This window comes from Flagellimonas olearia, assembly GCF_009184425.1.
GTDB classification, from domain to species: Bacteria; Bacteroidota; Bacteroidia; order Flavobacteriales; family Flavobacteriaceae; genus Flagellimonas; species Flagellimonas olearia.
This window is the reverse complement of sequence record NZ_WELG01000001.1, coordinates 83,615-95,947: the sequence shown is the minus strand read 5'-3', so window position 1 is coordinate 95,947 and position 12,333 is coordinate 83,615. Positions and strand designations below refer to the sequence as shown.

Genomic DNA, 12,333 nt, shown 5'->3' with positions numbered 1-12,333 from the left:
ACTTAATCCTTATTGTTGTATTGATTGCCCTTTTGACCATAGGGCTTGTATTCCTGATTGACAGATTTTTACCTCAAAAAATAAAGCCTGTACTTGTAATTGCCTTTGGTCTTTTGAGCATTTTCCTCGGATATAAAATTTACCAATCCATTAATGCCCCCATAGAATTTAACAAAGTAAGAAAAGAAAGATTTTCACAAGTAATTGCCAAACTTAAAGACATTAGGGATTCACAAGAAGCCTATAAAACCGTAAATGGAAGATATGCCGGCAATTTCAATAGCCTAATACAGTTTATCGATACTGGAAACTACACTATTACTTCTCAAAAAGATTCCTCTTTCATGAGATACGACAAAGTGTACCAAATTGAACTTCAACAAGACACCGTCATCATTGATACCCTAGGACAGGTAAAAGTAAAGGATTCCTTGTTTGGTGCCGATAGCCGTTACAAGACCATGATGAATGTGCCATATGCCCAGAATGGTGAGCAATTTGAAATGAAGGCTAACATCATTGATAAAAGCGGGTACAAAGTTCCTGTTTTTGAAGCCAAGGTAAAGAAGAACGTTGTTCTATATGACCAACCCAAAGATTTGTTGGATAGGGAGAACGCACATCAGAGTGTGGAAGAGGTCAATGGAACCGAAATCAAAGTGGGCTCACTTACCGACGTAAGCACAAATGGTAACTGGCCTCCTATCTATGACAGAAAAAGCAACTGATATAGCACAGTCAAAGACAAATAACATTTTTAGAAAATTGTCCATTCAAGTCGGCTTGAATGGACTTTCTTTTTGTGTGCTGGATACAGTATCCAATAAAATACTTGCTTTTGAGAAAATAACTTTCAAAGTTCCTTCCACGCCATATCTCATGCTAAAGGAGCTTAAGAATATGTTGGGTCAAAAAAGCAATATTGGAAGTGAATTTTCCGAGGTTTTGGTCATCCATAAAAACAATATGTTCAGCTTGGTGCCCAAGCCCCTTTTCAATGCAGAGGAACTCCCCAACTATTTAAAATTCAATGCCAAGATCATGGCAAATGACCTCATTGCCCATGATGAAATACCCAATCAGGATATCGTCAATGTGTATGTACCCTATACCAATGTCAACAACTACATTTTTGACCTTTTTGGTGAATTTGAATTCAAACATAGCGGAACGGTCCTGATCAGTACATTGCTGAACCAAAATAGAATTTCGGACCAAACTGTATGTTATATCCAGGTATCCGAAAAAGATATGGAAATGATGGTGGTTTCCAACAAGAAACTGCTTTTCTATAACCAATTTGAATATCAGACCAAGGAAGATTTTCTATACTACCTCCTATTCAGTATGGAACAGTTGCAGTTGGATACTCGAAAAGTGCAGCTAAAATTGTTTGGGAACATCGAGGAAGGTGATGCCGTCTATGAACTTTGTCGTAAGTACATAGAGCATGTTTCCGTCTTTATTCCGGGCAACCTTCCCTTTCCTTATGAGGAATTGGAAGATGAGACTATTGATTTTTCCATACTCAGCACGCTATAATGCGAATCATCTCTGGAAAATATAAGGGAAAGCGAATCACGGCACCCAAAAAACTTCCTGTACGCCCTACCACGGATATGGCCAAGGAAGGTCTTTTCAATATCCTAAACAATCGGTTCTATTTTGATGGACTCAAGGTGTTGGACCTATTTTCCGGAACCGGGAATATCAGTTTTGAATTTGCCTCTCGTGATGCGGGGGAAATCATGGCCGTGGACAGTTTTGCCGGCTGCGTACATTTTATCTCCAAAATGACCAAGGAAATGGACCTTCCCATCACTACGGCCAAGTCTGATGTATTCAAGTTTTTGGAACGAAGCCCGGAAAAGTTCAACATCGTATTTGCAGACCCCCCTTACAACTTTGACCAGAATCAGTTTTTAAAAATTCCGGATTTGGTGTTTGAAAGGGAACTGCTGTTGGATGACGGTCTATTGATCATTGAACATTCCGATAAAACCGACTTGTCCCAACACCCAAAATTTTCTGAAAGTCGTAAATACGGCGGCAGCGTGTTCAGTTTTTTTGAAGCATAAAAAAGCAGGCCATAAGCCGGATTCTGTCGAGCCTTACCATTTATCTAGGCTTTTGGTTGCCCAAAAGCTCCAACCGCCTACCCTCCAATTTGGACGTGCAGCCCTCAAACATTGGTTTACGTGGCGTTTCACCGCATAGAGTTTACCTGATTTCACTACAGCCGAACTGTACTTGCTTTCTGTTGCACTGGTCCTCGCCTTTCAACGGACGGGCGTTACCCGCTATGCTGCACTATGGTGTCCGGACTTTCCTCTTCAACCTTGGTTGCCCAAAGCTGCAGCGGTAAGGTGGCCTGCTGGCGACAAAGGTAACGCAATTGTTAATAAAAAAAGGGTTACATGATGCCTCTTGTACCACTTTGACGGTTGCTATTTTTATATTTGTAGGAACGCAATTGTATCATTGATTTTGGAACCCTTTATTGTATCGGCAAGAAAATATCGCCCGCAGACTTTTAAGGATGTGGTGGGCCAGGGTGCCATTACCAATACATTGCTGAATGCCATAGAGAACAACCATTTGGCACAAGCGCTTTTATTCTGTGGACCAAGGGGTGTGGGCAAAACCACCTGTGCACGGATATTGGCCAAAAAAATCAATCAGGATGGTACCGAACGGGACGATGAGGATTTTGCCTTCAACATCTTTGAGCTGGATGCCGCCTCCAACAATTCCGTGGATGACATCCGAAGTCTGATCGACCAAGTACGGATACCTCCCCAGGTCGGTAAATACAAAGTCTACATCATTGACGAGGTACACATGCTCTCCCAATCAGCATTCAATGCTTTTTTAAAGACGCTGGAAGAGCCACCAAAGCATGCCATTTTTATTTTGGCCACCACTGAAAAGCACAAAATAATCCCAACCATTCTATCCCGATGCCAAATTTTTGATTTTAAGCGCATCACGGTAAAGGATGCCTCGGAATACCTCAAATATATTGCAGAACAACAAGGGATTGAGGCGGAGGAAAGCGCCCTTCACATTATAGCCCAAAAGGCAGATGGCGCCATGCGCGATGCCCTCTCCATTTTTGACCGGGTAGTAAGTTTTTCGGGCAAGGAATTGACCCGTAAAGCCGTGACGGAAAATTTAAACGTGTTGGATTATGACACCTATTTTTCTGCAACGGACCTTATCCTAGAAAACAAGATTCCAGAGCTCCTGATACTTTTGAACGATACGTTGTCCTATGGGTTTGATGGCCATCATTTTATTACGGGCCTAGCATCCCATTTCAGGGATTTAATGGTATGCCAACATCCCGAGACCATAGCCCTTTTGGAGGTAGGTGAGGATGTCAAGAACCAATATAAGGAGCAGGCTGCCAAAACCTCCAAGGATTTCCTCTTAAAAGCCATTGATCTGGCCAATGATTGCGACCTCAAGTACAAATCCAGTAAAAACCAACGTCTGTTGGTTGAACTTACCCTTATGAAATTGGCCTCCATCACTTATGATGGAGAAAAAAAAAAGTCTGATTTTATAATCCCAGCTTCATTTTTTTCTGGAAGGCCCAAAACCAATGGAGCTGCTCCCCCAAAAACCAACGAAAAACCTAAAACTGCGGCCACTTCGGTGACGGAAACTGTTCCAGAAACCCCTGAACCCCAACCGGTATTGGCACAAGAGCCCCAGGAAGAATATCAACCCGCAAAGAAAATTCAAATAAAGTCTGCGGAGAAAAGGGTATCCGGGCTGTCCCTATCCAGCATTAAGGCCAAAAAAGCCCACGAGAACACCAAAACACCCGAGGTTGATCACGAGGAGCTCCCCAAAGAGCCGTTTACCGAAGAGGAAATGCAAGCCCATTGGGACGATTTTGTAGATCAATTGGAAGACAAAGGCCGAAAAATTTTGGCCAGTAATCTCCAAACCGATGTACCCAAATTAAAGAATGATTACACCATTTGGATAGAGCTTCCCAACAGCACCATGAAAAAAGAGGTAGAACGGGAACAAAGTCTAATGCTCAACTACCTCAAGGAAAAGCTGAACAACCATTCCATCACCCTTCATATTACCGTGAATGAGGAAGTGGCCAAAAAATTCGCCTTTACCCCAGAAGAAAAGTATGAGAAACTACGGGAAAAGAATCCCGCCATAGACCTCTTGCGCAAGGAGTTCGACTTGGATTTTTAGTCATCCCAGCCCATTCCATTATCTTTGCAGCTAAATCTTGAAAAGTACCACTATGCTAGGGCTTAAATTACCGACCGATCCCAGATGGGTGAACATTGTTGAAAAGAACATTGAAGAAATCCTTACCGACCATGCCTATTGTGAGCAAAAAGCGGCCAGTACCGCCATTTCACTCATCATAGGTTTTCCTGAAAAATCTGAGTTGGTCAAGGAAATGACCGCCTTGGCACGTGAGGAAATGGGCCACTTTAACATGGTCCATGATAAAATCCTGAAACGGGGATGGGTATTAGGCCGTGAGCGTAAGGACGAATATGTAATTGAGTTGATGAAGTTTTTCCCAAAAGGAGGTAGCAAAGAAACCCATTTGGTGCATAAACTGCTCTATGCGGCTTTGATTGAAGCACGAAGCTGTGAACGTTTCCGTTTACTTTCTGAAGAAATTGCAGATGAGGAACTCTCCGAATTCTACCGCAATCTTATGGTCAGTGAAGCCAACCATTACACCATGTTCCTAACTTTTGCCCGAAAGTATGGCGATAAGGATGTAGTAGATCAAAAATGGCAGGACCTATTGGATTATGAGGCCGGTCTTATGAAAGACTTGGGCAAGAGAGAAACCATGCACGGCTAGTAATCTTACTGATAGTATAAGGTCTTGATCATCCCATCGGCCAATCCTATTTTGGGTACATGGATTTTCTTGGCCTTGCTCCATTTGGCTGCATTCAGGAATATTTTAGTAGCAGGTATAATCACATCCGCACGGTCTTGGTTAAGGCCCAACTCGGCAATGCGGTCTTCATATTCCATACTGTTCAGGAAGTGGTATTGGGCATTCAACCAGATATAGGACAAGGGTTGTCCAATCTTCCGCCCGGACATTTTGTGCAGCTTATTGATATTTCCCCCCGAACCAATGATCTCCACCAACCTGTCCTGCCCTATGTGTAAGGCTATCCACGCCTTAATGTCGTCCCAAACGGTATCCTTGACCAAATTGTTGAGAATACGGACGGTGCCTATTTCAAAAGAACGCGAGACTACAGGCGCTCCTTTGTCAAAAATGGTGAATTCCGTGCTTCCGCCCCCTACATCCACATAGAGATAGAGTCGGTCGGTTTTTATCACGTCTTTTAAATCTGTGGATGCTATGATGGCCGCTTCGCGTTTGCCATCAATAATCTCTATGTTGATGTTGGATTCTTGCTGTACTCGTTCAATGACCTCCTGACCATTTCTCGCCTCACGAAGCGCAGAAGTGGCACAGGCCATGTATTTTTCCACGCCATAGACTTGCATCAACAGGTCAAAGGATTGCATGGTTTTAATAAGCCGTTTAAGACTTATGTCCGAAATCTCTCCCCGCAAAAAAGAATCTTCTCCTAAACGAACGGGAACGCGCACCAACTCGCTTTTCTTAAACAAGGTAGGCCTGTCTTTCTGCTCAATAACGTTGTTGATAAGCAATCGTATGGCGTTGGACCCAATGTCTATGGCCGCAAACTTTCGTATTAACAAATTTATGGGGTATTAAGATTCCAACTTCTTCTGATAATAGTGGTAGAGTTCAAACTGCGATCTAAGCTCCGGCTCACCTTCTGCACGCTGCCTATAGGCATTATCCTGTTTTTCCGAGAACACCCGGGCCTTTAGGTTATCCTTCCAAGATATTTCAAAGGTATCCAAAAGCTCCTGTTTGATATCCGGGTCGTAAATGGGGCACCCTACTTCAACCCTAAAATCAAGGTTTCGCGTCATCCAATCTGCTGAGGAGATATAGACCTTGGGGTCACCATTGTTTCCAAAGATGAACAATCTTGGATGCTCCAAAAACTTGTCCACAATACTAATGGCCTCAATATTCTCACTCATGCCCGGTACACCCGGAATAAGGCAACAGATTCCACGTACCACCATCTGGATCTTTACGCCTGCCCTACTGGCTTCATATAGTTTGTCCACCATTTTGTACGAAGTGAGGCTGTTCATCTTTATTTTGATATAGGCCTCCCTACCCGCTTTGGCATTGGCTATCTCCCTATCAATAAGTTTGATAAAAGTAGATTTGGTGTAGTGCGGGGAAACAATCAGGTGCCTATACTTATTGATCTTATAGTTGGTCTCAAAGAACCCAAAGACCTTGCTCATATCCTTCAGGATTCCTTGATGGGCCGTAAAAAGGGTATAATCCGTATAGATCTTTGCTGTGGATTCATTAAAGTTTCCAGTACTTATAAAACCATAGCGTTTGATGCCTTCCGCTTCTTCCCGCTCAATCATGCAGATCTTACTATGTACCTTTAGACCTGGAACCCCAAAAATCAAGTTGATGCCTTCCGCCTGTAATTGGTTGGCATACTCAATATTGGCTTGCTCATCAAAACGGGCCTGCAATTCTATCTGCACCGTAACATGCTTTCCATTTTTTACGGCATTGATCAATGAGGACGCTATCTGACTATCATTGGCCAATCGGTATACCGTAATCAATATGGTTCTTACCTTGGGGTCTAGGGCCGCTTCCCTTAAAAACTTGGTAATATAGCTAAAAGTGTGGTAGGGCGCATAGATCATATAATCCTTGTGCGCTATCATTTCCAACAGACTCCCTTCCATGCTGAGTCCTTTCACGGGAAGCGGATCTATCTTGTCATACATGAGATCATATCTTCCCAGACTGGGAAAACCCATATAGTCACGTCTGTTATGGTAACGTCCGCCAGGAATCACACTATCCGTTCCCATAATGTCCATCTTTTCCTTGAGGAACTGAAGCGTATCCTTATCGATATTTTTGTCATAAACAAAACGGACCGGATCACTGATCTTTCTATGCTCCACACTGGAAGAAATCTTCTCAATGAAGCTCTTGCTCAGATCGTTATCAATGTCCAATTCGGCATCCCGGGTAATCTTGATCATGTGTGCCGAGATGGATTCAAACTCGAACATGGTAAATACGCTATCCAAACAGAACCGGATCAAGTCATCCAGAATGATGATATAATTCTTGTCCCCTTCCTTGGGTAGCACCACAAAACGGTCAATGCCCTTTGGAATCTCGATTAGGGCATACCGATTGTGTTTCCGTTCCCCTGAACCGTTTTTCATGACAATTTTTACGGCCAAATAGGCTGCGGTGTCCTTCAACAATGGAAACTCGGTAAGGTCGTTCAGGATGATGGTCATCAACTCTTGATTGACCTTGTGAAAGAAATAATCGCGGATAAACTCGGCTTGACTATCGTTTACTTCATTCTCATCAATGATGAAAATATTTTCTTCCTTGAGTTCCTTTTCAATCTCATTGAAAATTTCCAGACTACGGGCCTGCTGGGCAATCACAATCTTGGTAATCTCTTCCAAAAGGTCCTTGGCCCTTTCGCCCCCCAACACACTTTTTCCTGTTTTTCCAGCATCCACAATACGTTTTACCGTGGCATACCGCACCTTGAAAAACTCATCCAGATTATTACTGAAAATACCCAAAAACCGAAGTCGGTCAATCAGGGGCACTTTCTTGTCCGCACTCTCTTGAAGTACCCGGGCGTTGAAATGTAGCCAGCTGATTTCCCTATTTATATATTCATTCTTTGTTTTGACCATTCTTTATTTTAAGTGTTTTGGAAAGATTGTTCGCTCAGTGGTTCCCTTGGAAACCTTGGACCAATCGTCCACATTGAATATAATGTGCACAAGTCCTGCTGTGGGAACGTTTTCAATATACTGATCTCCCCAAGTATTTGCAAGCGAAGTGAAGGCATAATTATGTCCGAAAATCGCAACGGTTTGAAGGTCATTATCCAGTTTGCCCACAAATCGTTGGACACTATCACCGGAAAAGTCGTAGAGTGCCTTATCCACCTTGAACCAATTCAAGTCAAAATCCAGGTTCCTAAGACAGATCATACTTGTATGCAAGGCCCTAATTGCTGGGCTGGAATAGGCAAAATCTATTTTAGGCGCATGGTTTCCAAAGGTTTTGGACACCAAATGGGCGTCATTGATTCCCCTTTGGAGCAAGGGTCTATCCTTATCGGACACTTCGTAATCCCAAGAGGATTTTCCGTGTCTCATGAGTATCAGCTGTTTCATGTTCACTAGAGTTATGGTGCCAAACGTTGTATCTTCCAGTCGTAATCTTCCTGGAGTGTATATCTGATCCTATCGTGCAGTCGGTTAGGTCTCCCCTGCCAAAATTCAATGGAGACCGGTCGTACCAAAAACCCTCCCCAGTTGGATGGTCTAGGGATTTCCTTCCCCTCATATTTTTTTTCCAAGGCTTCCAATTCCTTTTCCAAAACCTCCCGTGACCCAATGACCTCACTTTGGTTGGAAACGACGGCACCCAATTGGCTGCCAACCGGCCTGGATTCAAAATACCCGTCCGAAAGGTTTTCGGCGAGTTTCTCCGCCGTACCCTTTATGATCACCTGTCGCTCCAAATTGGGCCAAAAAAATGAGAGGCACAGGGATGGATTGGCCGCTATGGCCCTCCCTTTTTCGCTATCGTAATTGGTATAAAAAATAAAGCCTTCATGGGTGTACTTTTTCATAAGGACCACCCTATTCTTGGGAAAACCATCCAACCCAATGGTGGAAACGGTCATGGCGTTGGGTTCATCCAATCCATCCGTGGCCTCCACTTCATAGAACCATTTTTGAAATTGTTCCATGGGATTTTCCTTGATGGTAGTTTCCAACAAGGCACTTTTCTCGTAGGATTTTCTGTAATCGCTCAAATCTTTCTGCATACCGTGAATTTCGTCAAAATTCAAATCTCAGCAAAGCATCGCGGTTGGAAAAGTTGTTTTATTTATGTTAAGGTCTCCCCTTAGATTTCAAAGGTTTTGCCATCATCGGCCAAAGCCACATTGGGAAACACCTGCATGGCCTCTTCCCTAAAAAGTTCCAAGGATTTATACCTTGTGGAATAATGGCCCAAGATCAATTTTCCCACATGGGCCTGCTGGGCTATTTGGGCGGCTTGTTTGGCGGTGGAATGCTTGGTTTTGGCACAAAGATGGGATTCGGTTTCCAAAAAAGTGGATTCATGATAAAGGGCATCAACCCCCTCAATAAGAGGAACTATGGGCTCATGATAACTTGTATCGCTGCAAAACGCGTAGCTTTTGGGCTTAGGCGGGTCCGAGGTAAGCTTAACATTGGGAACTATTTTTCCGCTATTGGAAATGCCATCTGCCCCGTTCTTGATGTTATTGTATTGACTCCGATCTACACCCAACCTTTTGGCCGCTTCCACATCCAAGGTCCTTGGGGCCGGTTTTTCGTGGAACACAAACCCGTTGGTGTACACACGATGCTCCAATGGCACGGTACGGACACCAACCTTCTCATCCTCGAACAAAAGCTCTGATTCCTTGGATTCCAATTCATGGAAAATAAGTGGAAAATTGGTCCAAGAATCCCCAAGTTTCAACAATAATGTCACAGCTTGCTTAATTCCCTTGGGGCCATATATGTGCATTTCACTATCCCTGCCCAGCAGCCTGAACGTTGAAATCAAGCCTGGCAAACCAAAAAAATGGTCGCCATGCAGATGGGATATAAAAATGTGTTTTATTCTGGAGAATTTAAGCTTGTACTTTCTCAGTTGTACCTGGGTACCTTCCCCGCAATCAATTAAAAAAAGGTGGTTCTTAACTTCTAATACCTGTGAAGTTGGATTGGTAAACGTTCTTGGAGTTGCGGAATAACATCCTAGAATAGTAAGTTTCACGAATGATTGAAAATTAAAAATGGAAAATTTAATGCCACTATTTGTTTATTAAAATCCATTTACATTTAAATATTTTGTTTTGAAGACTTTACAATGGAGGCCAAAAGCCTAATAATTTGTGTGATTTCATCATTGAGAATTTTGTGCACTGGCTTCTCAATGAAATCTGATGCCATAAGCAAATCCAACCAATATCTTGTTTCATTGGCCTCTTTCAAGGAAATTGACATTTTATGAATAAAATCTTTCTTGCTTTCTGCATGCTCTGCCTCTCGAATCAATGCTCCTATGGCTGTACCCGAACGCAACAACTGTTTGGACAGCACAAATTCCTTGTTGTCTTTTTCCAATCGCTTTGTTAAACGAACTATCCCAAGTGCAAAATCAAAACTTTTGCTTTGAATGGTATTCTCCTTCTTCAAATTAAAGCGTTTTCAGTTTGTCACTTTCAATTTTCAAATGTCCAAATCGCGTTCAATTTCTTCCATTTCAATCAAGTCCTTGGCCTCTTGAATGGTGGGCACCACACTGATCTCATCGGGAACGTCATCATACGAGACGGTATTGGTGACCAGCACAAAGGATTTTCCCGAGCCTTTATGCGTATTGGATATATCCAAAAACTCCAATATATCTCCCGACTTCAACGCACTGAAAGAAAACAGGTTGACAATGATATTATCATGCTTGATTGTGGGATACGCTTTGTTCAGATTGTCCATGAAGGTGGAAAGCGAGGTCTTCTCTTGAAAAACGATGGTGGTCGTACCTTCTTTGTCGAAAATCATCTTACTGAATTTTTGATGCCAATAAATATAATACTGCCATACGGATGGCCACTCCATTTTCTACTTGGTGCAGAATAATGGACTGATCGGAATCCGCTACATCACTTGTAATCTCAACGCCCCTATTGATAGGCCCAGGGTGCATGATCACAATTTCTTTGTCCAAGCTGTTCAACAGCTGTTTATTTACCCCAAATTGTTGGGTATATTCCCTTATGGAGGGGAAGTAGCTGATGTCCATACGTTCGTGCTGTACACGCAACATATTGGCCACATCGCACCACTCCAACGCTTTCCTTAAATTAGTTTCCACCGATACCCCAAGCGATTCTATATGCTTTGGAATCAGGGTTTTTGGACCACATACCTTTACATTGGCCCCTTGCAATTTTAGGGCAAAAATATTGGAAAGGGCCACACGTGAGTGCAGAATATCCCCTACAATGACAATGTTCTTTCCGGCCACATCTCCCAATTTTTCACGAATGGAATACGAATCCAAAAGGGCTTGGGTAGGATGTTCATGGGCGCCATCGCCAGCGTTCACAATCGCGGCCTTTACATGTTTGGACAGAAAAATTCCCGCTCCCGGGTTGGGGTGACGCATCACTACCAAGTCCACTTTCATGGATAGGATATTGTTGACCGTATCAATAAGGGTTTCCCCTTTCTTCACCGATGACTGTCCCGCAGAAAAATTGACAACATCCGCTGAAAGTCGTTTTTCAGCCAATTCAAAAGAGAGTCGGGTACGGGTACTGTTCTCAAAAAAGATATTGGCAATGGTAGTATCCCGCAGAGTGGGAACTTTTTTGATCGATCGGTTGATCACTTCCTTAAAATGGTCCGCCGTTTCAAAAATGAGCGTTATATCTTTTTTGTTCAGATATTTTATCCCCAGCAAGTGATTTACACTCAGTTCACTCATTTTAATCTATTTGCTTACTAAATATACCATGTCCTCCCCGTCATTTTCCTCCCACATCACCTTAACTTTTTCATCATTGATGGCATCTACCTGCCGTCCCCTATAATTGGGCTGTATGGGCAAGTGTCTGCTAAAACGCCTGTCGATCAATGTCAACAATTCAATGCTTTGGGGCCTTCCAAAGGATTGGATGGCCGTTAACGCGGCCCGAATACTTCGTCCCGTATAGAGTACATCGTCCACGAAGACCACTTTTTTGTCCTCAACCAAGAAGTTCATCTTGGTGGAATTGGCCTTAAGAATCTCTCCTCTTCCAAAATCATCCCGAAAAAATGTGATATCCAAAAAGCCCAAGGCGATATCCTTGATCTTATATTCCTGTTTAAGAATCTTGGCCAGACGTTCGGCTAAAAAGACGCCTCTCGGCTGAATGCCGATCAAGGCGGTATTGGTAAAGTCCAAATGGTTTTCTAAAAGCTGACAGGCCAGCCGGTGCAGTATGATATTTATTTCCTTTGAAGTAAGCAGTACTTTTTGACTCATATGCTTTGCGACCGACTCATTTGTATGCAAAAGTAAGCAATTCTTTAAAATGCCAACACTATAAAAAAAGCCCCGCTGTTTCCAGCAGGGCTTTCGCTATATTCAGG

At 43.0% G+C, this 12,333-nt stretch carries 14 protein-coding genes and 1 other RNA gene; 5 read left to right on the top strand and 10 right to left on the bottom strand.

The features are described from left to right. Positions 1-80: 80 nt before the first annotated feature. Genes F8C76_RS00475 through F8C76_RS00465 form a run of 3 tightly spaced genes read left to right on the top strand, consistent with a single transcriptional unit; the run spans position 81 to position 2,078 of the window. On the top strand, positions 81-728 hold the full coding sequence (locus F8C76_RS00475) for a hypothetical protein (protein WP_170284006.1): 648 nt from the start codon (positions 81-83) through the stop codon (positions 726-728). Further along, positions 688-1,542 carry a DUF3822 family protein gene (locus tag F8C76_RS00470; RefSeq protein ID WP_152129987.1) on the top strand — a complete coding sequence of 285 codons (855 nt, stop codon included), beginning with the start codon at positions 688-690 and terminating at the stop codon, positions 1,540-1,542. The genes F8C76_RS00475 and F8C76_RS00470 overlap by 41 nt, the downstream gene beginning before the upstream one ends. Continuing rightward, a complete protein-coding gene (locus F8C76_RS00465) occupies positions 1,542-2,078 on the top strand; it encodes an RsmD family RNA methyltransferase (protein WP_152129986.1) in 537 nt (178 codons plus the stop codon). Before F8C76_RS00470 ends, F8C76_RS00465 begins: the two co-directional genes overlap by 1 nt. Here F8C76_RS00465 and rnpB read toward each other — a convergent pair. Further along, positions 2,076-2,378: RNase P RNA component class A (gene rnpB / locus F8C76_RS00460), an RNA gene on the bottom strand. The two genes, F8C76_RS00465 and rnpB, sit on opposite strands and share 3 nt — an antisense overlap. Positions 2,379-2,487: 109 nt before the next feature. Between rnpB and F8C76_RS00455 the strand changes: the two genes are divergently transcribed. Both F8C76_RS00455 and F8C76_RS00450 read left to right on the top strand, forming a co-directional pair. Further along, a complete protein-coding gene (locus F8C76_RS00455; protein ID WP_152129985.1) occupies positions 2,488-4,224 on the top strand; it encodes a DNA polymerase III subunit gamma/tau in 1,737 nt (578 codons plus the stop codon). Between the two features lie 52 nt (positions 4,225-4,276). After that, a complete protein-coding gene (locus F8C76_RS00450) occupies positions 4,277-4,858 on the top strand; it encodes a MiaE family protein (protein WP_152131419.1) in 582 nt (193 codons plus the stop codon). A 5-nt stretch (positions 4,859-4,863) separates the two neighbouring features. Here the strand turns inward: F8C76_RS00450 and F8C76_RS00445 are convergent, their stop codons facing one another. From F8C76_RS00445 to pyrR, 9 genes are all read right to left on the bottom strand, one after another. Next, positions 4,864-5,745, bottom strand: a complete 882-nt coding sequence (locus F8C76_RS00445; RefSeq protein ID WP_152129984.1) for a Ppx/GppA phosphatase family protein — start codon at positions 5,743-5,745, stop codon at positions 4,864-4,866. 12 nt (positions 5,746-5,757) lie between these two features. Further along, on the bottom strand, positions 5,758-7,833 hold the full coding sequence (gene ppk1, locus F8C76_RS00440) for a polyphosphate kinase 1 (RefSeq protein WP_152129983.1): 2,076 nt from the start codon (positions 7,831-7,833) through the stop codon (positions 5,758-5,760). Positions 7,834-7,836: 3 nt separating this feature from the next. Next, entirely contained in the window at positions 7,837-8,322 is a 486-nt protein-coding gene (locus F8C76_RS00435) for a SixA phosphatase family protein (RefSeq protein ID WP_152129982.1), read from the bottom strand. Between the two features lie 11 nt (positions 8,323-8,333). Beyond that, positions 8,334-8,981, bottom strand: coding sequence for a pyridoxamine 5'-phosphate oxidase (gene pdxH, locus F8C76_RS00430; RefSeq protein ID WP_152129981.1), 648 nt, complete (start codon positions 8,979-8,981; stop codon positions 8,334-8,336). 80 nt (positions 8,982-9,061) lie between these two features. Next, positions 9,062-9,967 carry a ribonuclease Z gene (locus F8C76_RS00425; RefSeq protein WP_152129980.1) on the bottom strand — a complete coding sequence of 302 codons (906 nt, stop codon included), beginning with the start codon at positions 9,965-9,967 and terminating at the stop codon, positions 9,062-9,064. Positions 9,968-10,032: 65 nt separating this feature from the next. Beyond that, a complete protein-coding gene (locus F8C76_RS00420) occupies positions 10,033-10,389 on the bottom strand; it encodes a four helix bundle protein (protein WP_152129979.1) in 357 nt (118 codons plus the stop codon). Between the two features lie 33 nt (positions 10,390-10,422). Further along, a complete protein-coding gene (locus F8C76_RS00415; protein ID WP_152129978.1) occupies positions 10,423-10,755 on the bottom strand; it encodes a ribonuclease Z in 333 nt (110 codons plus the stop codon). Position 10,756: 1 nt separating this feature from the next. After that, complete coding sequence (locus tag F8C76_RS00410; RefSeq protein ID WP_116219245.1) at positions 10,757-11,683, bottom strand: aspartate carbamoyltransferase catalytic subunit; 927 nt, start codon at positions 11,681-11,683, stop codon at positions 10,757-10,759. Between the two features lie 6 nt (positions 11,684-11,689). Beyond that, positions 11,690-12,226, bottom strand: coding sequence for a bifunctional pyr operon transcriptional regulator/uracil phosphoribosyltransferase PyrR (gene pyrR / locus F8C76_RS00405; RefSeq protein ID WP_129654133.1), 537 nt, complete (start codon positions 12,224-12,226; stop codon positions 11,690-11,692). Positions 12,227-12,333 lie beyond the last annotated feature (107 nt).